Raw genomic sequence first — 26,100 nt, forward strand, 5'->3', positions numbered from 1 at the left:
CTCAAGCGTTAATAACCCGGTAAAATATAAGTTATCGCATCGATTTTCCAGAGTTCGCAGTCTGAAATTTTTGTGAATCTGCTTGTTTTGGGGCGGATCTACAAAAATAAACCCGACCGTTTTAAGGCCGGGTTTATCTTTTGTGCTAAGCGCCTGAATCAGTCCATCGCTTTGAAATTGAACTCGCCACCTTCTTTGATGCCCGAGGGCCACCGAGATGTGACCGTTTTCGTGCGCGTGTAGAACTTGAAACTATCCGGTCCGTGCTGGTTCAGATCGCCAAACATGGATTTTTTCCAGCCGCCGAAAGTGTGATAGGCCAGCGGCACGGGGATCGGAACGTTAATACCGACCATGCCAATGTTAACCCGGCTGGCGAAATCGCGCGCAGTGTCACCATCGCGCGTAAAGATGGCGGTACCGTTGCCGTATTCATGGTCCATGGCCAGTTTCAGCGCTTCTTCATACGATCCGGCGCGGACGGTGCTGAGGACGGGACCAAAGATCTCCTGTTTGTAGATGTCCATATCCGGTGTCACGTGGTCGAACAAATGGGGGCCGACAAAGAAGCCGTCCTCATACCCTTGCAAGCTGAAATCGCGGTTATCGACAACCAGTTTCGCGCCTTGCTCGACGCCCGAGTTGATCAGCCCGAGAATACGCTCTTTCGCGGCCTTGGTCACAACGGGACCCATGTCAACGTCATCGCCGGCGGTATAGGGGGCAACCTTCAGCTTTTCGATCCGCGGCACCAGCTTTTCTATCAGCGCATCGGCTGTTTCCTCACCCACGGGGACAGCAACGGACACGGCCATGCAGCGTTCGCCCGCAGCACCGAACCCAGCACCGACCAAGGCGTCAGCGGCCTGATCCATGTCTGCATCCGGCATGACAATCATGTGGTTCTTGGCGCCACCGAAACACTGCGCGCGCTTACCGTTCGCCGTTGCGCGGGAATAGATATACTGCGCGATCGGCGTTGAACCGACAAAGGAAACGCCTTGAATGATCTCGCTGTCCAGCAGGGTATCCACGGCCTCTTTGTCGCCATTTACGACTTGGAAGACACCTTTTGGTAGGCCAGCTTCGACGAACAATTCAGCCAACATCAGTGGCACCGAGGGATCACGTTCAGACGGTTTCAGAACAACAGCGTTACCACAGGCCAGCGCCGGGCCCACGTGCCACAAAGGCATCATGGCGGGAAAGTTGAAGGGCATGATCGAAGCCACGACACCCAAAGGCTGACGCATCGAATACATATCGATACCGGGGCCCGCGCTGTCAGTGAACTCTCCCTTCAGCATCTGAGGCGCACCGATGCAGTATTCGATCACTTCCAATCCACGCTGCAAATCGCCTTTTGCATCTGGTAGGGTTTTGCCATGCTCGCGGCTCAGCGCTTCGGCCAGTTTGTCCATGTCGCGGTTCATGAGGTTGACCATCGCCATCATGACGCGCGCGCGTTTTTGCGGATTGGTCGCGCCCCATGCGGGCTGTGCGATCGCCGCCTGTTCTATGGCTGCTGTGGTTTCAGCCGCGCTTGCCATCGGACACTTATACTGTACTTCACCCGTGGCAGGGTTGAAGACGTCGTCGAACCGGCCCGACGTGCCAGCGACATATTCACCATTCAGGAAGTGTGTCAGGTCTTGCATCGAAAACTCCTCCGATAATTTGCGGCTAGAATAGGCTTGCATAAATCGCACGAACAGAGGCAATGTTTCAAAATTGCTTTGCAAAAATGCAAAAGGAACACCATGACCCCGAACTGGGATGACATGCGGATTTTTCTGGCCGTCGCACGCGAGGAAAGCCTGTCTTCCGCAGGGCGTATCCTAAAGATAGATCCGGCCACGGTCGGGCGGCGGATTGCCCGGCTTGAGGCATCTTTGGACACAACTTTATTTACGAAGTCACAACAAGGATACGTGTTGACCGCCTCGGGTGAACGTCTGCTGGATCACGGCTTGCATGCGGAAGAAGCGATGCGCGCGGCGGCGGGGGCCGTTGCAGGTTCTGCCAAATCACTCAGTGGTCAGATACGGATCGGCGCCCCGGACGGTAGCGCCAACTACTTGCTACCGCAGGTTTGTGCGAAAATCAGCGATGCCAACCCGGATTTGGATATCCAAATCCTCGCCCTGCCTCGAATCATAAACCTGTCCCGACGAGAGGCGGACATGGCCGTCACCGTCAGCGCGCCCACTGCTGGCAAGCTACTAATCAAGAAAATCAGCGACTACAGACTGCATTTGGTGGCGGCGCAAGACTACCTGGATCGTCACGTTCCAGTTCGGTCAGTCGAGGAACTCAAGGGGCATCGCCTGATCGGGTACATCCCGGATATGATCTTTGACCGAGAGCTGGACTATCTCAGCGACATAGGCATTGACCGTGTCGTCCTTGCATCAAATTCGGTTTCGGTTCAGCTGCGACAAGTTTCGCTGGGTACCGGTGTCTGTGTAGCGCACGACTTTACCTTGCCGTTCCATCCAACACTGCGGAAAATCCTGACGGATCAAGTGAGTTTGACGCGAAGTTTCTACCTTGTCCGGCATCAGGGGGATCAGCGCAACGAAAGGTTGAACCGCTTTGCCGGAGCGTTGATGCAGGGCATCCGGGAAGAGATCGCGCGACTTGAGGCCGAAGCCGACGCTTGACAGGGTTGGCCATTCCGGCAACGCTTTGGAAAACAGTACGTTATTTTCCGGAGGTTTTTATATGCTTGTTCAGGCTATTCTTACATCCAAGGCGACGGACGGGGTGGTTACGGTTGCCCCGACAGCGACGGTTTCTGAGGCCGCTAAGATTCTGGCCCAAAAACGGATCGGTACAGTTGTCGTGTCAGAGGATGAAGGCAAAACGGCCATCGGCATCCTGTCCGAAAGAGATATCGTGCGAGAATTGGCCGCCAGCGGCAGCGGGTGTCTGAACCAACCGGTCGAATCTTACATGACGCGCGAGTTGATGACTGCGACGCAACAAGAAAGCGTGCAGGATATAATGACCCGCATGACCGAAGGTCGCTTTCGCCATATGCCAATTGTCGAAGACGGAAAGCTGATTGGCATCGTAACCATTGGTGACGTGGTCAAAGCGCAACTGACCGAACTGGCTATGGAAAAAGACGCCCTTCAGGGCATGATTATGGGGCACTAACAGGCCCGGTTTCTTTGCGACCTCTTGCGCTGTCAGCAAAGTTGTGTTTGCTGACGCGTAATTTCCAGGACGCAGGAGAGTGCGATGCGGGTTGCTCTGTACCCAGGAACATTTGACCCGATTACTCTGGGCCATATAGATATCATTCGCCGCGCCTCGGCCTTGGTGGACAAACTGGTTATCGGTGTCGCCATAAACCGCGACAAAGGGCCGTTGTTCTCATTGGAGGAACGCGTGGCCATGATCGAGGCAGAGTGCGCGTATCTTTCGCAGCAGACCGGAACCGAGATTGTAGCCCACCCGTTTGAAAACCTGCTGATCGATTGCGCCCGTGATGTGGGTGCTCAAATCATCGTACGTGGGCTGCGGGCCGTGGCGGATTTCGAGTATGAATTCCAGATGGTTGGCATGAACCGCGCACTGGATGACTCGATCGAGACTGTCTTTTTGATGGCTGAGGCGCGGCACCAGGCCATCGCATCAAAACTTGTGAAAGAGATCGCTCGTCTTGGCGGGGACGTGTCGAAATTCGTCACGCCCCAGGTTAATGAAGCCTTGCGAGAGAGATTAGGCTAGGGCACCCATTGCGGCCGCTGTGTCCAGCATGCGGTTCGCAAATCCCCACTCATTGTCGTACCAGGCCAACACACGCACCAGCGTGCCATCGGTGACTTTGGTTTCAGCCAGCGACACGGTCGAGCTGTGTGAATCGTGATTGAAATCAATCGACACCAGCGGGCGATTTTCGGCGGCCAGAACACCGGGGATTTTTGCAGCCGCTTCAACAAACAGCGCATTCACCTCTTCATCCGTGGTCGGGCGCGAAACCTCTGCCACCAGATCAACAACCGACACGTTCGGTGTGGGTACGCGAATGGCCTGACCCGTCAGTTTACCGACCAGTTGCGGCAGAACCAGACCAACTGCAGCAGCAGCGCCGGTGGTGGTTGGGATCATCGATAGGGCTGCAGCGCGGGAAAGATAAGGGTCTTTGCCTACTGTGTCATGAACTGGCTGGCTGGCGGTGTAGGCGTGTACGGTTGTCATGTTACCGTGTACAATGCCAAGGCCCGCGTCAAGAACGGCTGCGACAGGTGAAAGACAGTTAGTGGTGCAGGACGCATTTGAAACGACTGTGTCTTCGGCTGTCAGCTCGTGATCGTTCACACCAAAAACAATCGTTTTAACCGCCGCATCTCCGCGTGCAGGTGCCGAGATCAAAACCTTCTTCGCGCCGTTTTTCAGGTGGCGTTCCGCCGCTTCGCGCGTGCGAAACACGCCGGTGCATTCCAGAACGACATCTACATCCGACCAATCAAGCGCTTCGGGGTCGCGTTCGCTAGTCAGACGGATCGGGCCAGCACCAACATCCAATCCTTCGTCGGTCAGCGTAACCTTATGAGGGTAACGGCCATGAACGCTGTCAAACTCAAACAGGTGTGCGTTCATTTCGGGTTTGCCAAGGTCGTTGATTGCGACGACTTCCAGATCAGTACGGTTGTTCTCCATCACTGCGCGAAGAACTCCGCGTCCGATCCGTCCAAATCCGTTGATTGCCAGCTTTAATGTCATGTTCTGCTCCGTCCGAATTTCGGCTGTTGACGAGTTAGCGCTAACAAATCCAGTTGGGCAGAAATGTCAAGTAAAACATCTATCAGCGCCAGAATGCGAGCCAGTCCAAAAAGGCAAACAGCTTCTTGCCAAGGAAGACCAAATGCTCGGACCCAAACATGGTTAAGTCTAAAATAATTCCACCAAGAATCAAAAGGCCAAGCCAGATAGCGATTTGGTTGGTCATTGCGGCCCCAAACGAAAATGCCCGCCCAGATAACCTGAGCGGGCAAAAAGGTTCAAGAAATCAAATCGCTGTTAGTTAAGCCGACCCATCGCGACGGCGACATCGGCCATACGAACCGAAAAACCCCATTCGTTGTCGTACCACGCCAGAACGCGTACCATGCGGTTGTCGACAACACGCGTTTGATCCGGCGCAAAGATCGAGCTTTCCTCGGTATGGTTAAAGTCGGTCGAAACCAGCGGGGCAGGTTCATAACCCAATACACGCTGCATCGGGCCTTGTGCGGCGTGGCGCACGATGTCGTTGACTTCGTCAACCGTTACATCACGCGCAGCGCGGAAGGTCAGGTCCACCGCCGACACATTCGGGGTTGGCACACGGATGGCTGAGCCGTCCAATCGACCTTTCAGATTGGGCAGAACCTCGCCCAAAGCCTTCGCAGCGCCTGTCGAGGTCGGGATCATCGACATAGCGGCCGCACGGGCGCGGTACAGATCGCTGTGGCGACGGTCCAGCGTCGGCTGGTCGCCCGTATAGGCGTGGATTGTCGTCATTATACCGTTCTCGATGCCGATACCTTCATCCAGAACCTTGGCAAGCGGAGCAAGGCAGTTCGTGGTGCAGGAGCCGTTCGAAACCATATTATCGTTTGCAGTCAGTGTGTTGTGGTTCACGCCAAACACGATGGTTTTATCGACATTCTTTCCGGGCGCCGACAGCAGAACCTTGGCTGCACCACGCTCGAGATGGGTTTTCGCCTTGTTGCCATCATTGAATTTGCCAGTGCATTCCAGAACGACGTCGCAGCCTTCCCAGTCCAACTCAGCCATATCGTAGGTCGAAAACATCTCCATTGGGCCGCGCCCCAGATCCATCGTATTGCCGTTGACGGCGATATCGCGCGGAAAGCGACCGTGGATGCTGTCATATTTCAAAAGATGCGCCGAGGTTTCCAGCGGGCCGGTTGCGTTGACCTTGATCACTTCGATGTCGTTACGTCCTGACGCGGCGATGTGCGACAGGGTGCAGCGGCCGATGCGGCCAAATCCGTTGATCCCGACCTTGATGGTCATGTGACGTCTCCAAATGCGCTTGCGTTGCAGGCCGTATAGCGGTGATTTCTGAATCCCAAAAGACTAAAAACGGCATATTTTTAAGGTGTTAGCGCAAACCTCACGCGATTGCGCTAACGCTTGCGCTAGCTGTGAGATCGGGTAGGGTCCGAGTGCGGCAGGTGACACGAAAGGATGCGCGATGAGCGGTCTACTGGCCCTATTGGATGACGTGGCGGGCATTGCCAAAGTGGCGGCAGCTTCGGTGGACGACGTGGTTGCAGCGGCCGGTAAGGCAGGCACAAAAACGGCTGGGGTCATCATCGACGATGCGGCGGTCACGCCGAAATACGTGCAAGGTTTTGCGCCAGCGCGCGAGTTACCAATTATCTGGCGCATCGCCCGCGGGTCGGTGTTCAACAAAATCGTGCTTCTGCTTCCAGTAGCACTATTGCTGGCAAATTTCGCGCCTTGGCTGATTACACCACTATTGATGATTGGTGGCTCGTATTTGTGTTTCGAGGGGGCAGAAAAGATATTCCATGTCCTTTTCCCGCACGGCAGTCAGGCAATCGAAGAAGACATGAGCGTGAAAGATCCGGGCCATCTTGAGGAACAAAAGGTCAAAGGTGCAATCAAGACCGATTTCATTCTGTCCGCGGAAATCATGACCATCGCTCTTGCCGCTATTGAGGCACCGAACCTTTGGATGCAAGCGGCTACCTTGGCAGTAGTGGGTCTTGGCGTAACGATTGCCGTTTATGGATCGGTAGCGATGATCGTTAAGATGGATGATGTTGGGCTATACTTGGCCCAGAATGCCTTGACCCCGATCGGGAGGGGGTTCGGGCGCGGTTTAGTCAGGGCGATGCCGAGCGTAATGAAGACCCTTTCGATTGTCGGCACGGCGGCAATGCTGTGGGTCGGTGGGTCGATCATCATCCACGGGATGGAGGTTTTAGGCTTTGCCTGGCTTGGGCACCACATTCATGACTGGGCCTATGCCATTGGACATTCGGTCTCGGAACAATGGGTCGGGGCAGTTGAGTGGATATCCAAGGCCATGATGGATGGCGTTTTTGGTTTGGCGTGGGGATTTGTCTTGATCCCGGTAGCAACCAAGGTGATCGGACCGATGCTGTCCAAGACACCCAAAGCGCACTAGGTTCCAACTCAAAAGGGCGACCAATGCCGCCCTTTGCTTGTTTTCTGAACGGGCTTAAAGCCCAAGCAAGCCCTTGACCTTGGCCACTGTTGCCTCAGCTGTTATGCCGAAATGCTTGTACAGTTCACCTGCGGGGGCTGATGCACCAAAGCTCGACATGCCGATAAACCCGGCTTTTGCTTCACGGCCACGCTCACCCAGCAGCCAACGGTCCCAGCCACCAGCGCGAACAGCGGCCTCGATGCCAACACGCACAGGACCTGCTGGCAGTACGCGTTTGCGGTAGGCTTCGTCTTGCTGCGCGAAAAGTTCCATGCAGGGCATTGAGACGACGCGGGTGCCGATGCCTTCGGCTTCAAGCATCGCTTTGGCTTCCATCGCCAGCGAAACCTCAGAGCCCGTGGCGATCAGGATGGCCTGACGCTTGGCTTCGGCCTCTGCCAGCACGTACGCACCTTGCGCAACCATGTTCTTGGTCTTGTGCTGGGTGCGCACGGTCGGCACACCCTGACGCGTCAGTGACAGGACCGAGGGACTGTCCTTGAAGGTCAGCGCCAGCTCCCAGGCCTCGGCGGTTTCAATGGTGTCAGCGGGGCGGAAAACATAAGTGTTCGGCGTTGCGCGCGAGATCGCCAGATGTTCAACCGGCTGATGGGTTGGGCCGTCTTCACCGAGACCGATCGAGTCATGTGTCATCACGAAAACCGACGGGATCTTCATCAGCGCCGACAAGCGCATCGCCGGGCGTGCATAGTCGGTGAACGCCATGAACGTTCCACCATAGGGACGGATACCGCCGTGCAAGGCCATGCCGTTCATTGCAGCGGCCATGCCGTGTTCGCGGATACCGTAGTGGATATAGCGACCCTTTCGGTTTTCCGGCAGGAACACGCCCATATCTGCGGATTTGGTGTTGTTCGAACCGGTCAGGTCGGCCGAACCGCCCACGGTCTCGGTCATGATCGGGTTCACAACATTCAAAACCTTCTCGGACGAGGCGCGCGTGGCCAGTTTCGGCTGCTCTTCCGACATCTGTTTTTTGAATGCGCGGATCGCACCAGCGAGCTTTTTGGGCGCTTCGAGTGCGTAAGCGCGGTTGAACTCAGCCTGCTTACGCTCGGACAACTCGGCGAACCGCTCTTCCCAAGCTGTCCGCTCGGTTGCTCCGCGGGCACCGATGGCTTCCCATGCGGACTTGACCGAGGCAGGAATTTCGAACGGACCATGCGGCCAGCCATAGCCATCTTTAGCCGCTTTCAACTGGTCCTTGTCGGTCAGGGCGCCATGGCCTTTCGACGTGTCCTGTGCTGCGTGACCCAGAGCTATGTGGCTTTCACACGCGATCATTGTTGGTTTGTTCGATTTTTTGGCCTGCACGATGGCCGCATCGATCGCCTGAGGGTCATGACCGTCGATCTCAATCACATGCCAGCCCGAGGCCGTGAAGCGGCGCACCTGATCGGTGCGATCAGCGATATCTACTGTGCCGTCGATAGTGATGTTGTTGTTGTCCCAAAAGACGATCAGCTTACTCAGCTCGTGTCGACCGGCCAGGGTGACGGCCTCTTGGCTGACGCCTTCCATAAGGCAGCCGTCGCCAGCGATCACGTAGGTGTAGTGATCGACGACCTTTTTGCCGTAATGCGCGCGCTGGATTTCCTCAGCCATTGCAAAACCGACAGCATTCGCAATGCCCTGGCCCAGCGGTCCGGTTGTGGTTTCAATGCCGTTGATCAGGAAGTTTTCAGGATGGCCCGCAGTCTTTGCACCCAACTGCCTGAAATTCTTGATCTCTTCCAGTGTCACATCCGCATGACCTGTCAGATATAGCAGCGAATAAACCAGCATCGAGCCGTGGCCCGCCGACAGAATAAACCGGTCGCGGTCGGGCCAGTTCGGGGCAGAGGCGTCGAACTTCAGGTGCTTTTCGAACAGTACGGTCGCTACGTCGGCCATGCCCATCGGCATGCCGGAATGGCCGGAATTGGCAGCAGCGACGGCGTCAAGGGTCAGGGTGCGGATGGCCGCAGCTTTGTCCCAGTGTTCAGGGTTTGCATTGCGCAGCGCAGTCAGGTCCACGGGCGTTGTTCCTTTGGATTACAGGCAGATGGGCCGCTGAATACCATTCACCCCCCAAAGTGCAAGCAGAACCCCGCGTTTTAATGACAGTATGGTTCAAGAAAACAGCCCAAGTCGTTGAAAGCAAACAGTGGGTATTTTCAGTACCGTTAGGATACACTAGGGCAAGTTGCGGCCGGAAATGATTCGGATAAACCCGCAATAGAAACGAACCTTGGGTAAGAGGTGGCAGGGGCATGAGCCAGATCGAAGAATTACAGCGCCGTATCGTTGCCGCGATGGATCGGATCGGGGCCGGCGTCGACACGTTATTAGATGCTTCAGTAGATGCTTCGCTGGATACGGCTCCGGCTGAAAGTGGCGGCGATGACGCCCTTCGCGCGGCGCTGGAGGATGAGCGTATCGCCAATGCGCAGTTGGAAGAGCGGCTAAAAGCATTGAAAGAACGCCATGAGCAGGAAGCTGACGCGATGCGCGCAGAACTGGAAAGCCTGCGAACGGCACCGGCGGGCGACCCTGAGAGCGCCGCGTTGCGAGAACAACTGGCTGAAGCGCATACAAAACTCGCTGCAGTCGAAGCCGCGCGCGCCGAACTTGCTGAGGCCAAGGCGGCGCTTGAAAACCAGGACGAGCTTGAGGCTTTGAAAACCGAGAATGCGCAGTTGAAAGCCGTTGCCGCCTCGGCTCAGGAGACGAAGGCAGAGAACGCCCGCCTGCGTGCCGAATTGGCAGATAGTGAGCGCGTGACCGAGCTGAGCGCCGAATTGGATATGCTGCGCGCCGAGCGGTCAAGCCACGGCGCAGCGATGTCGCGGCTGGATGACGATCTGCAGCGGATGCGCAAGGCGAACGAACAACTACGACGGTCGATTGACGAGTTGCGGGCAGCCACCGAAGACGGCGTGCCGGATGCTGATCTGCTAAACCGTGCAACGGTTGCCGAGCTTGAGGCAACCCGCGCTGCGCAGGCGACGGATGCGGCCGAAGCACACGCGGTTCTTGCCCGGCTTGAACCATTGCTGTCCAAAGCGAAACTGGCGGAAGGAGAGGTTGAATAATGCCCGAGGTGACCATTCAAATCGGTGGGCGCGGCTTTGACGTCTCGTGCCAGGAAGGTGAAGAGGCGTTCCTGTATTCTGCAGCCAAGATGCTGGATGATGAGGCGCAGATCTTGTCCGATCAGATCGGGCGTATGCCTGAATCGCGTATGCTGCTGATGGCAGGTCTGATGCTGGCCGATAAAGTCGCCGGCACGGATGACAGGATCAAAGCGCTTGAGGCCAAGCTGGCTGAGGTCGAGGCCGAATTGCAAGCTGTGAAGAACATGCCGCAACCAGAACCAGAGCGGTTCGAGGTGGCCGTGGTGCCACCATCGGTAACGGATACGCTGGCCGAGGTTGCCGCCCGGGCAGAGGCGATTGCATCGGTGATCGAGGAGAGGTCCGGCGGATGAGCGCACTGAAACCGGCGGTTGTTGTTGCGCTGTTCGCTTTGCCGCCAACGGTGGCATCGGCTGACATCGATATTCTGCCGGTCACGTTTACCTGCCAGAACGGTGTCGAACTAAAAGTTGCCTATTTCAACACGACAGACGGGTCGAGTGCAGCCGCTATGGTGGTAGACAATCAGTTGGTTACTCTGCGTCAAATCCCGAGCGGCTCGGGCATCCGCTATGAATCAGATGGCAGCGTTGGCACATACATTTTGCGGTCGAAGGGCTGGGACGCGACCGTCAGTTTCCTGGCGACAGGTTCAGATGCCGCCAGTGAACAGGTTGTTTTGGAAGGCTGTGAAAGCCGCTGATCAGGCGTTCGCTTCGCGGATCTTGTCGGCTGCATCCTTGTTGTAGCCAACACCGTTATCGTCAAACAGTGTGTCCAGCTCACCAGACAAGGTCATCTCGGTGATGATGTCGCAGCCGCCTACGAACTCGCCCTTTACATAAAGCTGGGGAACGGTCGGCCAATCGGAATAGTCTTTGATACCCTGGCGAATATTCTCATCGGCCAGCACGTTTACGTCGGTGTATTCGACACCCATGTAGTTCAAAACACCTGCCACGCGCGACGAGAACCCGCATTGAGGCATCTCTTTCGTGCCTTTCATATACAGCACGACATCGTTGGCTTTGACTGTTTCGTTGATCTGGGTCTTAACATCAGTCATTTCGCGTTTCCTTTGCTCTTAGGCATCATCGCTTTGGCATAATCTTGGGGGACTCTGAAACACTTTAGTAAGAGAAATGCCCACCTTCGGACCCGCCAAGGTCAATGTTTGCTTGTAGTGTGCGTCATCCAATTTCAGAAAGAGAACCTTGCTTGGACTTGGGATCATTTTTAGATCGGCTCCAATTTAACAGCGCGGTTTTGGCAATAGCGACTTCGAAGCTGATCGCGCGGTGCCTAGTCCAAGTTCCATACTATTCTGGCGCTTTCGTAGTCAGTGCCAGCGCATGCAACTCCCCGTCCGGGCCATCCATTTTTCCCTTCAACGCGGCATAGACTGCACGCTGTTGCTGAACCCGGTTTTTGCCGCGAAAGCTTTCGTCCACCACCATGGCGGACATATGAACACCGTCATGCCCGCCAACCTGAATCTCAGCATCAGGGAAGGCTTCGCGCAGCAGGTGTTCGATTTCGTGGGCGCTCATCGGCATGTAGGTAACTCCTGAAAGTCTTTCCCAAGATGTAGAGCGCCCGGTCGAGGCGCGCAAGGGTGTGATAGGGGGCTAAAAATCACAAAACCCACGCAATTGGTGCGCAGGTTTCGTGATGCGGTTGCGATGTGATCTCAGGCCACGGCTGCGGAAAAACTGCTGCGGAAGGTATCCGCAAGGTCGGTCAGCGGAGCTTCGGAGTTCCCGATCTTGACAGTGTCACCAGTGAAGCGTCCCACAGACACCAGCGGGACACCGGCCTGACCTGCTGCGATCATCAAAGCCTCGGCCTGATCAAAATTACACGCGATCAGATAGCGGGCCTGATCTTCGCCAAACAGGAACTCGGTCGACGCCTCGTCGAGATGGATACCGACACCGGCAGATTCGGCCAGTTCAAACGCCGCCAAGGCAAGCCCGCCATCGCCAAGATCAGTACATGCTTTGATCAACTCACGGTTTTCACGGACAAAGTCGCCATTGCGCTTTTCAGCGTCCAGATCAACATGCGGAGCATCCCCGTCTTCGCGGTTGAACACCTCAGCAAGCAGGGCGGATTGACCAAGATGGCCGTGAGATTCTCCGATTACCAGCGCGACGTGACCTTCGCGGACTTCGGTGCCGATGATCTCATCCGTATGGTTCAACAAGCCTACTGCGCCGATGGTTGGAGTGGGCAAGATCGCCTGACCGTCAGTTTCGTTATAAAGCGAGACATTGCCCGAAACGATTGGCATATCCAGTGCTGCGACGGCCTCGCCGATACCCTTGATCGCACCGACGAACTGACCCATGATCTCGGGCTTTTCAGGATTGCCAAAGTTCAGGTTATCGGTGGTCGCCAGCGGTTTGGCCCCAACGGCGGTCAGGTTTCGATAGGCTTCGGCCACCGCCTGTTTGCCACCCTCGACTGGATTTGCCCGGACATAGCGCGGGGTCACGTCGCTGGTGAAAGCCAACGCCTTGTTGGTTCCATGAACGCGGACCATGCCAGCACCCAAACCGGGCGTGCGGGCAGTGTCAGCCATCACCATCGTGTCATACTGTTCGTACACCCACTGCTTGCCAGCATAGTTGGGGGAAGAGAGCAGGGCGCGCAGGCCATCAATTGGGTCGATCTGAGGGACTTCGGCCAGCTCCTCAGCCGCCGGTGTCGGAACCCACGGGCGGTCGTATTCCGGCGCAGTAGAGGACAGCTTAGACAGGACAAGATCCGCTTTGACCTCTCCGTTGTGGATAATCAAAAAACGGTCTTCGGCAATGGTTTCACCGACGATGGCGAAATCCAAGTCCCATTTTTCGAAGACAGCGCGGGCTTCGGCTTCAAGCTCGGGCTTCAGCACCATGAGCATGCGTTCCTGCGATTCAGACAGCATCATCTCATACGCTGTCATGTTCTCTTCGCGCTGGGGTACGTTCTCCAGATCAAGACGAACGCCCAGACCACCCTTGTCGCCCATTTCAACGGCAGAACAGGTCAGGCCAGCGGCGCCCATGTCCTGAATCGAGATTACGGCGCCTGTCTGCATCAGCTCTAGTGTCGCTTCCATCAGGCGTTTTTCGGTGAACGGGTCACCTACCTGTACGGTCGGGCGCTTTTCTTCAATCGTGTCGTCGAATTCAGCCGATGCCATCGTTGCTCCGCCCACGCCATCGCGACCGGTTTTGGCGCCCAGGTAAACCACCGGCATACCGACGCCGGAGGCTGCCGAATAGAAAATCTTGTCGCTGTCAGCCAGACCTGCGGCAAAGGCATTCACAAGGCAGTTGCCGTTGTATGCGGGATGGAATCGCACTTCACCGCCAACGCAAGGCACGCCGAAGCAATTACCATACCCACCGATGCCTTCGACCACGCCGTTGACGAGCTGGCGTGTCTTGTGGTGGTCAGGCTCACCAAACGAGAGGGCATTCATCGAAGCAATCGGCCGCGCGCCCATGGTGAACACATCGCGCAGAATACCCCCGACACCGGTCGCGGCACCCTGATAAGGTTCGATGTACGAGGGGTGATTGTGGCTTTCCATCTTGAAAACAACGGCTTGCCCATCGCCAATATCGACAACGCCGGCGTTTTCACCCGGCCCACAGATTACCTGAGGGCCAGAGGTCGGCAAGGTGCGGAGCCATTTCTTCGAGGATTTGTATGAGCAGTGCTCGTTCCACATGGCGGAAAAAATGCCCAGTTCGGTGAAGGTCGGTTCGCGCCCGATGATCTCAAGGATCATGTCATATTCTTCGGGCTTCAATCCGTGGGCGGCAATCAGATCCGGTGTGATGGCGGGCTCTTGCATCGTCTGTCCTGTTCTCAAGGTGGCCGAGATTGCGCGCGTTTTAGGGCAAGGCCGCGTCGGTGGAAAGGGTTAAGACCAACCGCATCGGGTTTCCTGCGGCAATCGGATGAAAAAGGCCGCCCTTGGAACGGCCTTTTGACTATTTGCAATGGCCCGTAGGTTACTTCGGCGCGCCGTGTGTCGAGCCGGGTTTCTGCGCTTGCTGCTCAACCTGTTGATTGACAGCTTCGCCCGCTGCAGCCCCGATCGCGGCCTTTTGCTCTTCGCTCAGGTGGTCGGCATCGTCCAAACCGGGGATCGCAACGCGAACTTCGCGCCGCGCAAAGTCAATCCCGTTTTCATTGAACGCGGCCTTAACGCGGTTGAAAATCTCTTTGCGCAGGGTGAATTGCTTGCCGGGCTTAGCCATGAATTTGCCTCGGATGATCATGCCGACATCATCGAAGTCAAACACACCCTGAGACTTGAAGGGCTGAAGGAAACCGTCCTTGAAGGCTTCGTCGGCCATCATCTCGGCCCCGATCTTCTTGAAAATCTTCTTCACTTTGTTGGGGTCGGTGTCGAAGGGTACGGTGAATTTCAGCTTCATGATGACCCAGTCGCGGCTGTAATTCGTCAGCTTTTGGATTTCACCGTAAGGAATGGTGTGAACCGGACCGCGATGGTGGCGTAGTTGCATTGAACGGATCGAGATTTTTTCGACCGTGCCAGTGGTGCCGCCAACGTCGACATATTCGCCCACCCGGAAAGCATCATCGACAAGAAAGAAAATCCCGCCAACAATATCGGCAACCAACTTTTGTGCGCCAAAGCCGATAGCCAGACCCAGTACACCGGCACCGGCAAGCAGCGGCGTGATATTGATACCCAACGCCCCAAGCGCCAGAAGAACAAAGATCACTGCGATGGCAACTTGGGCCGTCACGCGCAGAAGGGGCAAAACGGTCGCAAGGCGTGAGCCGCCAGAGCCACCGCCTTCGCCGGCTTCGGCGTCGGGGCTCTGCTCGGCTTCGGTTTGCTCTTTTGCCAGACGGCGATTGATCCAAAGAGAGACAAGCTCATTCAGGATGTACCCGACAGCGATAATAATGAAGAACTGGATTAACCTTCCGCCAGCTTCTTCTCTGCCGCCTGCAATTTCTTCGAGGTCAAAATCCCACGCCCTTGCAATCATGAGAATGATCACAATGCCCGCAAGGACCCGACCAATTCGGATATAGCTGCGCTTGGTGGATTTGTAGGCTCTTTCAGCCACGCGACCTTCACCTTGCATCGGAGGTTGCAGATGACGCACCAACCCCCGTATCAGCGTATCCAGTGCGGGCGCGATCAACAGCCAGAACATGGTGATGAAATGCGCCCCTTGAACCAGCAGGGCAATTTTCGCCGGATCGCGCTGCGCAGCCAGAAATTCAACAAGAAACCAGAAGGCTGCCGAGACCCCGATGGCGAAATACGGGTAATAACGGGCCACCTCTTCGTCGAATTTTGTGCGGTCTGGATCTGTGCCTAGCATCATCTGTGACAGGCCTTCGCGTGCAGTCCATGCGATGACGCCGATATAGATGTGGATCGCCGCATTCAGCCAGAAACCGATGCGCGTATCCTCGCCCGTAATTCCGTTCAAGGCGTTAAAACGAAGGATAAACAGCGTAAATCCGATCAGAATGAGAAGTCCGACCAAATTGCGATACAGGTACTTCGCCCAATGATCATCGATATTCACCAGGCGGAAATGAGGCTTGGAAGGGGCCAAAATAAACCGCGAGGCGGCTGCACCGAGGCGAGGAATCCAAATCAAATAAAACACAAATGGCCCGGCGAAGGTAAGTTGCTCGGGCGTTAGCAGTCCGCGGCCCAACGCTCGGATGACGACATAGAATACGACCAAACCGGCGATCTCACGGCAAAATCGATTGAACAGATAGCTCACCGCACCCCAAAGATCGTTTTCATCAGCCGGTTCAGGCCTGTTTCGCCAGTTTCGAGTGAGCAAGCCAAACAGCTTTTCGGCGATCAGCCCGGCGACCAGAACACTCAGAACCAAACCCAACAGAACAAAGACACCGTTTGCTCCGAAAGTTCCGATAAAGTTGCCGACCGCCTGCGTCTGTGCGGTAAACAAATTGGGCACGGTGACCGCCACATCAGTCCATGAAGCCACCATTGCGGCCCATATTTCGCCGATTTCCGTGATCGGATCTTCACGCTCTGCCTCTTCGGCCTGGTTTTGTTCGGCAACTGCGTCCAAACGCTCAAGCAGAATGGCGCGGACCTGGTCATCGGACATGCGCGCGACCAGGTCATCGACTTGTTCCGGGGTCAGATCTTGGGGAATGCTGACCGTGCCCGTGGGGCTGGGCGCCTCATTTTCCTGCGCAGACACGGGATAGCAAAGGCAACAAATTGAAAAGATCGCCAGAAAAAGGCGAACAGAAGTAAGCATCGAATCTGTCCTCGAACACACAACTTTATAAATTTTGCGTGATCATAAGAATAAGTGCCCGAGAATCATAGATGTTTTGCCCTTTGAACGCCGTATGCGTCGCCCAAAGGCAAAAAAAAGGCCGAGCACTAAGCTCGGCCGTAGTCCAACAGGGAGGTATGAAGATGATGAGCGTTTCGGCATCATCGCCTTCGAATGCTCATTTAGGGATCAGTTTGTTAACGATCAAGACATTTCAGTTTGATCGCTGGTCATGTCCGCTATGCCATCTGCGCATAGCTAGAGTTTTCCCAATAGCTTCAACTGTTTGCGTTGCTCAATGATCTCGTCTTGAACGAAATCGCGAAAGGCTGCGACGCGTTTAGAATGACGCAACTCCTCTGGATAGGCGAGGTAAACAGGTACATCTGCGCTTTCGATATCGGGCAGGATGGGAACGACATTGGGCAGCCCATGGGTGACATAGTCGGGCAAGACGCCGATACCCAGATGGTGCAATACGCCTTGCAGGACACCGAAATAGTTGTTGACCGTCAGCAGTGAGCCCGGGTTGTAGGTCATCAAATGCCGAACCATGGCTGCGCTGGCACCAACTTGCGGGGCCGCAGGTGTTTGGCAGATCAATCGGTGGTGCTCGATGTCCTCCAGAGAGGCAGGCATACCTCCGCGTGTGTCGAGATATTCCTGCGTCGCATAAAGCTGCATTTGCACCGTCATTAGACGCTTGCGAACAAGATCCGCCTGACTAGGTTCTTTCATGCGAATGGCGACGTCAGCTTCGCGCATCGGCAAGTCCAACACACGTTCTTCCAACATCAGGTCGATGTTCAAGTCAGGATATTGTTCGTAAAGTTTCGGAAGGCGCGGGGCCAGCCACAGGGTGCCGAAACCAAATGTCGTTGTCACCCGCAGGACTCCGAACACCTCTTCTTCACTGTCGCGGATGCGCGCTGCGGCCGCATCCAGGCGCTTCGACATGGCCGAAGTCGCATCAAACAGAAGCTCGCCTTGTTCGGTCAGGATCAGCCCCCGCGCATGGCGGTGAAACAGGGTCGAATCAAGCGACTCCTCCAACGCTCTGATCTGTCGGCTTACCGCTGATTGAGACAGATTCAGCTTATCACCCGCATGAGTCAGGCTGCCTGCATCCGCAACTGCGTGAAATATCCTAAGCTTGTCCCAATCCATCGCCGCAACTTTCGTTATCCTTCGGAAGGCCTATATGAAATAGGTAACAACTTCTACATTCAAACTCTGAAATCCTTGGGATACTGAGGATAAATACTATACAGGTCAGAAATTATGACCTAAAATGGATACAAATGCAGCACACTGATCTGACGAGGGGAGACGTCTGATGAGTCAGCCACAAATATCGCTGAACGATAGATTTGATTTGGAAAAAAGTCCCGTTCTTCTGAACGGCACACAAGCGCTTGTGCGTCTGATGCTGATGCAGAAGGCAAGGGATACACAGGCGGGCCTAAACACGGCTGGTCTGGTGACTGGATACCGTGGCTCACCGCTGGGCGCCGTCGATACGCAAATGACGCGGGCGCAAAAATGGCTGGCGGAAAGCGACGTCACCTTTCAATACGGGCTGAACGAGGACCTTGCCGCAACCGCGCTTTGGGGAAGCCAGCAGGCGGGGCTGCGTGGGGATGGCCGGTTTGATGGTGTGTTCGGCCTTTGGTACGGCAAGGGCCCCGGCGTTGACCGGTCCGGCGACGTGATGCGTCATGCCAATATGGCGGGCACGGCCAAGCACGGTGGCGTGCTGATGGCGATGGGGGATGACCATACGGGCGAAAGCTCGACCGTTTTACACCAATCCGAATGGTCGCTGGTCGATATGTACATGCCGATCGTCAGCCCCGCTGGTGTGCAGGAAATTCTGGATTATGGCATCTACGGCTTCGCGCTTAGCCGGTTCGCAGGAGTCTGGGTTGGTCTGAAAACGATGAAAGACACGATCGAGGTAACGTCGGTCGTGGATGGAAGCGCCAACCGGATGAACCTAGTTGTACCCGACTTTAGCATGCCCGAAGGCGGGTTGAACATCCGTTTGGGCGACACACCGCATCTGCAAGAAGCGCGCATTATCGACTATAAACGCTTTGCGGCTGAAACGTTTTCGCACGCGAACAAGATGGACAAGCGTGTCTGGGGTAAACCCGGTGCCAAGATAGGCTTTGTTGCGGCAGGTAAAAACTGGCTTGACCTTATGCACGCCATGTCTCTGCTGAATATTGATGCCGAAGAAGCCGAGCGGCTGGGGATCACCACCTACAAGATCGGCCAGACCTTCCCATTGGATATGTCCGGTTTCCACGATTGGGCCGAAGGGCTGGACCTAGTTGTTATCGTGGAAGAAAAGCGCAAGCTTATCGAGGTTCAGGTCAAAGAGGCCATCTTTGATGACCGTCGGGGGCGTCGTGTTTACGGGTGGTACAAAGGCGGGGCCGGAGCCTTGCACCGCGAGGAGCTGTTCCCAACACGTGGCGCGCTTGACCCAAACATGATCGCTGAGAAGCTGGGCGAAATCCTGATCGAAGAGGGCCGCGATACGGATGGCGTTCGCGCAGGTTTAGCCAAGCTGTCCGAGGCGCGCCGTGCCGACAACGCCGAAGAAATCGCGACGCGATTGCCGTATTTCTGCTCGGGGTGCCCTCATAATACCTCGACCAAAGTTCCGGATGGCAGCCGTGCCTATGCCGGTATTGGCTGTCACTACATGGTGCAGTGGATGGACCGGGAAACAACCGGGTTCACCCAGATGGGCGGCGAGGGAGCCAACTGGATTGGTGAAGCGCCGTTTTCGACCACCAAGCACGTTTTCCAGAACCTTGGTGACGGCACGTATAACCACTCGGGCGTGCAGGCAATCCGTGCCGCGCTTGCCGCAGGTACGAACATCACCTTTAAAATCCTGTATAATGACGCCGTCGCAATGACCGGGGGGCAAGAGAACGAAGGTGATTTGACTGCCGAGCGGATCGTCGCCGAGGTCACGGCAATGGGCGTACAGCACGTGGCAGTGGTGTATGACGAAAAAGAAGACGTGAACTTCAAGGCTCTGCCGTCAGGTGTCGAGACGGCAGAACGCGCTGAGTTGATGCGGGTTCAGGAGCGATTCCGCGAAATCGCGGGCGTCTCGGTTATCGTATACGTGCAAACTTGTGCCGCCGAAAAACGCCGCCGGCGTAAGCGTGGTACTTTCCCCGATCCGGACAAGCGGGTGTTTATCAACACCGATATTTGCGAAGGCTGCGGCGATTGTGGGGTGCAATCGAACTGTGTTTCGATCGTTCCAAAAGAAACCGAATTGGGGCGCAAGCGTGCGATCGACCAATCAAGCTGCAACAAGGATTTTTCCTGCCTCAAAGGCTTTTGCCCGTCCTTTGTAACGTTGGAAGGTGCAAAAATCCGTAAAGAAGCCACGACTGAGATTGATCTACCTCACCTGCCTGATCCCGCGCTACCGGAAATCGAAGGAACGCATAACGTGGTGATCACCGGGGTTGGTGGCACCGGCGTGGTGACGTTGGGTGCGGTCCTGGCACAGGCGGCGCAGATAGACGGCAAGGGCGCAGGTATGATGGAGATGGCGGGACTGGCCCAAAAGGGTGGTGCCGTACATATCCATTGCCGTCTTGCAAATAAACCCGAAGACATCAGCGCCATTCGCGTTGCGACCGGCGAGGCGCACGCATTGATCGGCGGTGATTTGGTTGTTTCGGCCGGTGCGAAAACACTGGGCCTGACACGTTCAGGACAAACCGGCGCGGTGGTCAACAACCATGAAACAGTAACGGGTGATTTCACTCGCGATACCAATTTCCGCATTCCTGGAGATCGGCTTGAACTGGCCTTGCAGGCACGGTTGAAAGAAGGCGTCTCTTTGTTCGATGCGACTGAACTGGCGCGCGCGGTGATGGGAGACTCGATTTATTCTAACATGATGGTTTTTGGTGCGGCGTGGCAGCGGGGTTTGCTGCCGATCAGCAAAAGCGCCATGACGCAGGCTATCGAATTGAACGGCACCGCTGTTGAACGGAACAAACGCGCGTTTGATATCGGGCGTTGGGCGGTTTTGCATCCATCCGAAGTGGAAGCAATTCTAAAGCCCAATGTGGCGGAAATGCCGAAAACACTGGATCAAAAGATCGATTATCGCGCCGAGCATCTGACTGCGTATCAAAGCAACCGTTTAGCCAAACGCTATCGTGCATTCGTGGACCGGTTTGACGATACTCAGGTCCGGGAAGCCGTGGCAAAAGGCTATCATAAGCTTTTGTCTTACAAGGATGAATACGAAGTTGCCCGGCTGATGCTGGACAGTCGTAACAAGGCGGCAGCCGAATTTGATGGTGACTTTAAAATGACGTTCCATCTGGCTCCTCCAATTTTGGGCGGGAAAGGTCCAGACGGGCGACCCCAAAAGCGCGCATTTGGTGAGTGGATGCTTACGCCAATGAAGCTCCTCGCCAAGCTTAAAGTCCTGCGCGGCACACCGCTGGATATCTTCAGCTATAGCGAAGAACGGCGAATGGAGCGTGATCTGATCAAGCAATACGAGCGTGATTTCAAAGAGGTGGAGCCCTTGATTAATGCGCAAACCCGCGACGCGGTGATCGCCTTGGCGCAACTTCCGCTGGATATCCGGGGGTTCGGTCCGGTTTTGCGGGCGAATGAGGCAAAGGCCGCCAAAAGGCGCGAAGAATTGCTGAGTATCATCAAGAGCGGAGGCCCAGAGCTACGCGCTGCTGCTGAATAAATCGTCACAGGGTTGTCACGATACCTAGGCAAAATAGTTGCCTGACCCTATTTTGCCGGCAGCAACCTTCGGAGACTCGGATGCCCTCACGCCGTCATGTCGCTCGGGACATTTCCTATGCCCATTCCGCCGAAACAAAAGGCGGCCGCATGGTCATTAAACTTATGGAAAACACCACCGGCAGACTGCGACTGATCAAGCGCGCGGACGGATATGAGAAAGAGGTCGCGAATGGGCGTGATTTCTGGTCGGTCATGGTGGACCGCTACGGTCTGTCGCTGGATGTGGTTGGCGGCTCGCTGGCAAATATCCCCAAGACAGGGCCATTGATTCTGATTGCCAACCATCCCTATGGCATTCTGGACGGGATGATGATGGGGCATATTTTGTCTCAGACTCGCGGTGATTTCCGTATTTTGGCCAATCGGGTATTCCGAAAGGCCGAAGATCTGAACCGCATCATACTTCCGATTTCGTTTGATGAAACGAAAGACGCGATGAAGCTAAACCTTGAGACGCGAAAAACAGCCTTGAATTACTTGGGCTCTGGCGGGGCCATCGGGATATTTCCCGGCGGCACGGTAAGCACGGCGGTTAAACCCTTCTCGCACCCAATGGATCCGGGCTGGCGCGGCTTCACGGCACGGATGGTTGCGAAATCGAACGCCACGGTGGTGCCGGTTTTCTTTGACGGCCACACCTCGCGCCTGTTCCAGATCGCCAGTCATTTGCATAACACTCTGCGCATGGGTCTGTTGATCAAAGAGTTCAAAAAACGGGTGGATACTCCTGTCAGAGTGGTCATTGGCGACCCCATCGGTAGGGAAGTTTTGGATCCTTTGGCCAAGGATACGCGCAAGATGATGGATTTCTTGCGCAAAGCCACGTATGAGCTGTCTCCGACGCCGTTGAAGTCTTATGACTACGGCTATGAATTTGAGGAACGGCATCGCGCCTAAAGGGGCAAATGGCAGTAGGCATCTTTGATTCTGGCTTGGGCGGTCTGACCGTTCTTGACGCTGTGCAGAAACGTCTTCCGGACGTGGATTTTCTATATTACGCGGACAGTGCGCATGCGCCGTATGGCGTACGTGACGCTGAAAACATACATGAGCTGACGCGGCACGCGGTGAACGATCTGTGGAACCGCGGTTGTGAACTGGTGATTCTGGCTTGCAACACCGCCAGTGCTGCTGCTTTGCGCCGGATGCAGGAAGAAGGCGTGCCAGAGGGTAAGCGCGTTTTAGGTGTATTTGTACCCCTGATCGAGGCCCTGACCGAACGTCAATGGGGTGACAACAGCCCTCCGCGTGAAGTTGCCATAAAGCATGTGGCCTTATTTGCGACACCCGCGACCGTTTCCAGCCGCGCGTTTCAGCGGGAATTGGCATTTCGGGCAATCGGTGTGGATGTCGAGGCACAGGCCTGCGGCGGCGTGGTTGATGCGATCGAAGATGGTGACATGATCCTTGCCGAGGCACTGGTGCGCAGCCATGTGGATGCGCTGAAACGCAAAATGCCGGAACCGCAGGCGGCTATACTTGGGTGTACGCACTACCCATTGATGGCCGACACGTTTCAGGCCGCGCTTGGGCCAACGGTGCAGGTTTTCAGCCAAGGCACGCTGGTGGCCGAAAGCCTTGCTGATTACCTGCAGCGCCATCCAAAAATGCAGGGTAACGCCGAAGGTGGATTCCTGACGACGGGCAAGCCGGAATTCGTGAGCGATCGGGCGACACAGTTCCTCCGACGACAGATCAAGTTCCAGGCAGCCTGACGCAGGTCAAGGACCCCGCTGCGCTCTTTCAATTACTCAAAGACCGTCGCGTCGGCGGTCGTGACAGATGACACCATGAAGTAAGAGGTCTGACATGACCCATAAAATCGCAATCCTCGGTGCTTCCGGTTACACCGGCGCCGAACTCGTGAGGCTGATCGCCGAGCACCCGAACATGGAAATTACTGCCTTGGCAGCCGAACGCAAGGCGGGCATGTCGATGGCACAGGTTTTCCCGCATCTGCGCCACATGGCACTGCCCGACCTGTGCAAAATCTCTGAAATTGATTTTTCGCAGATTGACCTGTGTTTTTGCGCATTGCCGCATAAAACCAGTCAGGAAGTCATTCGCGATTTGCCGAAAGACCTGAAGATAATCGACTTGTCTGCCGATTTCCGGCTGCGGGATGCCGGAGAATATGAAAAATGGTACGGCAATCCGCATGCTGCGTTGGAGATGCAGGAAGAGGCCGTTTACGGCCTGACCGAGTTCTACCGCGATGAAATTAGAAACGCGCGACTGGTCGCAGGGACCGGCTGTAATGCTGCGACGGGGCAATACGTGCTGCGGCCGCTAATTTCAGGCGGCGTTATTGACTTGGATGACATCGTTCTGGATCTGAAATGTGCCGTATCGGGGGCTGGTCGATCGTTGAAGGAAAACCTGCTTCACTCAGAGTTGAGCGAGGGGTACAACGCCTATGCTGTCGGCGGAACTCATCGGCATTTGGGTGAATTCGATCAGGAGTTTTCGGCACTAGCCGGACGCACGGTGCATGTGCAGTTCACACCGCACCTTATGCCAGCCAACAGGGGCATTCTGGCAACGACCTACGTAAAAGGCGATCCGGCCAGCGTGTATGAAACACTCGTCACCGCTTATGAAAACGAACCATTCATCCAGATGTTGCCATTTGGCGAGACACCTTCCACGCATCATGTACGAGGATCGAATTTCTGCCATATTGGCGTCGTCAGCGACCGTATCGAACGTCGTGCAATCGTAATCGGCGCGCTGGATAACCTGACAAAAGGTAGCAGTGGACAAGCCTTGCAGAACGCGAACCTGATGTTAGGTGAGGATGAAACAACGGGTTTGATGATGGCCCCCTTATTCCCGTGAGGACGGTATGAAAACGCTCAAGAAACGTCGTCGTGTTCAAGTCATCGTGCTGGCCGTTGTGGCCTTGGCCTTGTCGACGGGGTTGATTGGGTACGCGATGCGGGACGGTATCAACTTTTTCCGCTCACCCAGCCAGGTGATTGCTGAACCACCTTTGCCGACCGAAGTGTTCCGCATTGGCGGGCTGGTTGAGGAAGGCTCGATCGTGCGCGGGCAGGGTGAGACGGTGCACTTTGTCGTTACCGATGGCGGAGAAAGTGTACCGGTGGCGTTCACCGGTGTTCTGCCGGATCTTTTTTCAGAAAATCAGGGGATGGTGGGCACTGGATCTTACGTGAACGGCGTATTTGAAGCCACTGAAATCCTTGCGAAACACGATGAGACATATATGCCGAAAGAGGTAGTGGATGCCCTGAAGGAACAAGGCGTCTACAAAGAAACTGGCGGTAGTTAACCACCTTCATCTTTTTTTGAGAGGGCGTTGCACGAGCAGCGCCCTTTCTTTTTTCGGACCCTTAACCGGAATGAAGCAGCGTTCACCCAACAACTAAAGGAGGGTGAATTGAAGACGGTCAGACAGATAGCAACCGAGATCGTGGCGCGTGAAGGTGGGTTTATCGACGATAATGACGACCCGGGCGGTGCGACGAAATATGGCGTTACCATTCACACGATGCGACGTTTGGGATTGGACCTGTCCAATGACGGGGTGATCGACACGAAAGATGTGCGGATGCTCAGTAAATCTGAGGCTACAGAGATTTTTGTCCAGCACTACTATGAGTTGCCCCGCCTGAACCTTCTGCCCGCGGCGATCCGTCCCTCGGTTTTCGATATGTATGTGAATGCTGGCGGACAGGCTGTCAAAATACTGCAACTTCTGTTGCGTGAGATGGGGTATGAACTTGCTGTAGATGGGGTCGTCGGTCCCAATACGGCGCAAGCATGCCAAAAGGCTGCGCAGCCCGACCCGATCACGCTACGGGATGCGTATGGTGTAGCACGGCGCAACTTCTATTTTCGTCTGGCTGATCTTAGACCTGCATCCCGCAACTACGTACGCCGCCGGGATGGTGGCAAAGGTGGCTGGATTCGAAGGGCCGAGGAGTTCGTCTCGTCCAAATATCACCTGAGCCATGATGAGTTTCAACAAAGGGTTGCAGCATGGGTTTGATCGCCGACGTATTGTCTTTTCTCTTCGGTAGTAACCGCAACATCGTGCGTGAAACCGTTGAGATATTTCGTGAAAACTCTGAAAAAGGGGCCGAGCGGGATCTGGGACTGCAACAGCAAGCGATGGTTCAGTTCCGTGACGAGTTCAAGGCACAGCAGAAAAGCCTGTTTGATCGGTTCATAGATGGGTTGAACCGCCTTCCGCGCCCGGCGATGGCGCTTGGCACGTTGGGTCTTTTTGTTGCTGCGATGGTCGATCCGCTATGGTTTGCCGCGCGAATGCAGGGCATCGCATTGGTGCCCGAGCCGTTGTGGTGGCTGCTGGGCGTTATCGTTTCTTTCTATTTCGGTGCGCGTCATCAAGCCAAGATGCAGGACCTTCAACGCGAGATTTCGGCCACGATGCGGCGCACACCAGACGTAATGGATAACTTACACGCCATAAACTTAATGCGCAGCGATGCAATCGGTTCGGCAGATCCCGGACCAGATGTTGCACTGGCTGAACGGGCGAGCCGCCCAGATCGCAATCCCGCGCTGAATGATTGGCGACTTTCGCGCCGCGCTTGAGCCGCGACACTATGGTCGTCTGAAAAGG

At 55.6% G+C, this 26,100-nt stretch carries 24 protein-coding genes; 14 read left to right on the top strand and 10 right to left on the bottom strand.

The features are described from left to right. Positions 1-158: 158 nt before the first annotated feature. A complete protein-coding gene (locus tag AVO44_RS00090) occupies positions 159-1,658 on the bottom strand; it encodes a CoA-acylating methylmalonate-semialdehyde dehydrogenase (protein WP_068331042.1) in 1,500 nt (499 codons plus the stop codon). Positions 1,659-1,760: 102 nt separating this feature from the next. Here AVO44_RS00090 and AVO44_RS00095 point away from each other — a divergent pair, with 102 nt between their 5' ends. The 3 genes from AVO44_RS00095 (at position 1,761) to coaD (ending at position 3,738) form a co-directional block, all read left to right on the top strand. Continuing rightward, positions 1,761-2,663: a LysR family transcriptional regulator gene (locus tag AVO44_RS00095; protein WP_068331044.1), complete on the top strand. Its 903-nt coding sequence runs from the start codon at positions 1,761-1,763 to the stop codon at positions 2,661-2,663. A gap of 61 nt (positions 2,664-2,724) precedes the next feature. Continuing rightward, positions 2,725-3,162: a CBS domain-containing protein gene (locus AVO44_RS00100; protein ID WP_068331046.1), complete on the top strand. Its 438-nt coding sequence runs from the start codon at positions 2,725-2,727 to the stop codon at positions 3,160-3,162. Between the two features lie 84 nt (positions 3,163-3,246). Next, the gene (coaD, locus tag AVO44_RS00105) at positions 3,247-3,738 is read left to right on the top strand and encodes a pantetheine-phosphate adenylyltransferase (RefSeq protein WP_068331048.1); all 492 of its coding nucleotides are present in this window, start codon (positions 3,247-3,249) and stop codon (positions 3,736-3,738) included. On the opposite strand, the gene gap (AVO44_RS00110) is transcribed toward coaD, so the two are convergent. The 3 genes from gap (AVO44_RS00110) to gap (AVO44_RS00120) form a co-directional block, all read right to left on the bottom strand. Next, a complete protein-coding gene (gap, locus tag AVO44_RS00110; protein WP_068331050.1) occupies positions 3,730-4,734 on the bottom strand; it encodes a type I glyceraldehyde-3-phosphate dehydrogenase in 1,005 nt (334 codons plus the stop codon). The genes coaD and gap (AVO44_RS00110) overlap by 9 nt on opposite strands. Before the next feature lie 82 nt (positions 4,735-4,816). After that, complete coding sequence (locus AVO44_RS21200) at positions 4,817-4,960, bottom strand: glyceraldehyde-3-phosphate dehydrogenase (protein WP_068331052.1); 144 nt, start codon at positions 4,958-4,960, stop codon at positions 4,817-4,819. A 71-nt stretch (positions 4,961-5,031) separates the two neighbouring features. Continuing rightward, on the bottom strand, positions 5,032-6,033 hold the full coding sequence (gap, locus tag AVO44_RS00120) for a type I glyceraldehyde-3-phosphate dehydrogenase (protein ID WP_068331054.1): 1,002 nt from the start codon (positions 6,031-6,033) through the stop codon (positions 5,032-5,034). A 181-nt stretch (positions 6,034-6,214) separates the two neighbouring features. Here gap (AVO44_RS00120) and AVO44_RS00125 point away from each other — a divergent pair, with 181 nt between their 5' ends. Beyond that, a complete protein-coding gene (locus AVO44_RS00125; RefSeq protein ID WP_068331056.1) occupies positions 6,215-7,177 on the top strand; it encodes a DUF808 domain-containing protein in 963 nt (320 codons plus the stop codon). A gap of 54 nt (positions 7,178-7,231) precedes the next feature. Here the strand turns inward: AVO44_RS00125 and tkt are convergent, their stop codons facing one another. Beyond that, positions 7,232-9,256, bottom strand: coding sequence for a transketolase (gene tkt, locus AVO44_RS00130; RefSeq protein ID WP_068331058.1), 2,025 nt, complete (start codon positions 9,254-9,256; stop codon positions 7,232-7,234). Positions 9,257-9,492: 236 nt separating this feature from the next. Here tkt and AVO44_RS00135 point away from each other — a divergent pair, with 236 nt between their 5' ends. Genes AVO44_RS00135 through AVO44_RS00145 form a run of 3 tightly spaced genes read left to right on the top strand, consistent with a single transcriptional unit; the run spans position 9,493 to position 11,059 of the window. Further along, positions 9,493-10,314, top strand: a complete 822-nt coding sequence (locus AVO44_RS00135; protein WP_068331060.1) for a hypothetical protein — start codon at positions 9,493-9,495, stop codon at positions 10,312-10,314. Continuing rightward, complete coding sequence (locus tag AVO44_RS00140; protein ID WP_068331062.1) at positions 10,314-10,709, top strand: cell division protein ZapA; 396 nt, start codon at positions 10,314-10,316, stop codon at positions 10,707-10,709. The genes AVO44_RS00135 and AVO44_RS00140 overlap by 1 nt, the downstream gene beginning before the upstream one ends. Next, positions 10,706-11,059 carry an MliC family protein gene (locus AVO44_RS00145; protein ID WP_068331064.1) on the top strand — a complete coding sequence of 118 codons (354 nt, stop codon included), beginning with the start codon at positions 10,706-10,708 and terminating at the stop codon, positions 11,057-11,059. The genes AVO44_RS00140 and AVO44_RS00145 overlap by 4 nt, the downstream gene beginning before the upstream one ends. On the opposite strand, the gene grxD is transcribed toward AVO44_RS00145, so the two are convergent. From grxD to AVO44_RS00170, 5 genes are all read right to left on the bottom strand, one after another. Next, the gene (gene grxD / locus AVO44_RS00150; protein WP_068331066.1) at positions 11,060-11,422 is read right to left on the bottom strand and encodes a Grx4 family monothiol glutaredoxin; all 363 of its coding nucleotides are present in this window, start codon (positions 11,420-11,422) and stop codon (positions 11,060-11,062) included. 253 nt (positions 11,423-11,675) lie between these two features. Then, positions 11,676-11,912 carry a BolA/IbaG family iron-sulfur metabolism protein gene (locus AVO44_RS00155; RefSeq protein ID WP_068331068.1) on the bottom strand — a complete coding sequence of 79 codons (237 nt, stop codon included), beginning with the start codon at positions 11,910-11,912 and terminating at the stop codon, positions 11,676-11,678. A 134-nt stretch (positions 11,913-12,046) separates the two neighbouring features. Further along, entirely contained in the window at positions 12,047-14,206 is a 2,160-nt protein-coding gene (gene purL, locus AVO44_RS00160; RefSeq protein ID WP_068331070.1) for a phosphoribosylformylglycinamidine synthase subunit PurL, read from the bottom strand. Between the two features lie 160 nt (positions 14,207-14,366). Further along, complete coding sequence (locus AVO44_RS00165; RefSeq protein ID WP_068331072.1) at positions 14,367-16,652, bottom strand: mechanosensitive ion channel family protein; 2,286 nt, start codon at positions 16,650-16,652, stop codon at positions 14,367-14,369. Positions 16,653-16,931: 279 nt separating this feature from the next. Further along, the gene (locus tag AVO44_RS00170; RefSeq protein WP_068331074.1) at positions 16,932-17,840 is read right to left on the bottom strand and encodes a LysR family transcriptional regulator; all 909 of its coding nucleotides are present in this window, start codon (positions 17,838-17,840) and stop codon (positions 16,932-16,934) included. Positions 17,841-18,009: 169 nt separating this feature from the next. Here AVO44_RS00170 and AVO44_RS00175 point away from each other — a divergent pair, with 169 nt between their 5' ends. The 7 genes from AVO44_RS00175 (at position 18,010) to AVO44_RS00205 (ending at position 26,072) form a co-directional block, all read left to right on the top strand. Continuing rightward, positions 18,010-21,429 carry an indolepyruvate ferredoxin oxidoreductase family protein gene (locus tag AVO44_RS00175; protein ID WP_068331076.1) on the top strand — a complete coding sequence of 1,140 codons (3,420 nt, stop codon included), beginning with the start codon at positions 18,010-18,012 and terminating at the stop codon, positions 21,427-21,429. An 80-nt stretch (positions 21,430-21,509) separates the two neighbouring features. Next, the gene (locus AVO44_RS00180) at positions 21,510-22,388 is read left to right on the top strand and encodes a lysophospholipid acyltransferase family protein (protein WP_068331078.1); all 879 of its coding nucleotides are present in this window, start codon (positions 21,510-21,512) and stop codon (positions 22,386-22,388) included. 8 nt (positions 22,389-22,396) lie between these two features. Further along, on the top strand, positions 22,397-23,206 hold the full coding sequence (murI, locus tag AVO44_RS00185) for a glutamate racemase (protein WP_068331080.1): 810 nt from the start codon (positions 22,397-22,399) through the stop codon (positions 23,204-23,206). 94 nt (positions 23,207-23,300) lie between these two features. Continuing rightward, positions 23,301-24,329 (top strand): N-acetyl-gamma-glutamyl-phosphate reductase, encoded by a 1,029-nt coding sequence (gene argC / locus AVO44_RS00190; protein WP_068331082.1) that lies wholly within the window; start codon positions 23,301-23,303, stop codon positions 24,327-24,329. A 7-nt stretch (positions 24,330-24,336) separates the two neighbouring features. Next, positions 24,337-24,783, top strand: coding sequence for a cytochrome c maturation protein CcmE (ccmE, locus tag AVO44_RS00195; protein ID WP_068331084.1), 447 nt, complete (start codon positions 24,337-24,339; stop codon positions 24,781-24,783). A 108-nt stretch (positions 24,784-24,891) separates the two neighbouring features. Then, the gene (locus AVO44_RS00200; protein ID WP_068332538.1) at positions 24,892-25,503 is read left to right on the top strand and encodes a holin-associated N-acetylmuramidase; all 612 of its coding nucleotides are present in this window, start codon (positions 24,892-24,894) and stop codon (positions 25,501-25,503) included. Next, positions 25,494-26,072, top strand: coding sequence for a holin family protein (locus AVO44_RS00205; protein WP_068331086.1), 579 nt, complete (start codon positions 25,494-25,496; stop codon positions 26,070-26,072). The genes AVO44_RS00200 and AVO44_RS00205 overlap by 10 nt, the downstream gene beginning before the upstream one ends. Positions 26,073-26,100 lie beyond the last annotated feature (28 nt).

Origin of the sequence: Ruegeria profundi (assembly GCF_001507545.1) — a bacterium.
Lineage (GTDB): Bacteria > Pseudomonadota > Alphaproteobacteria > Rhodobacterales > Rhodobacteraceae > Ruegeria > Ruegeria profundi.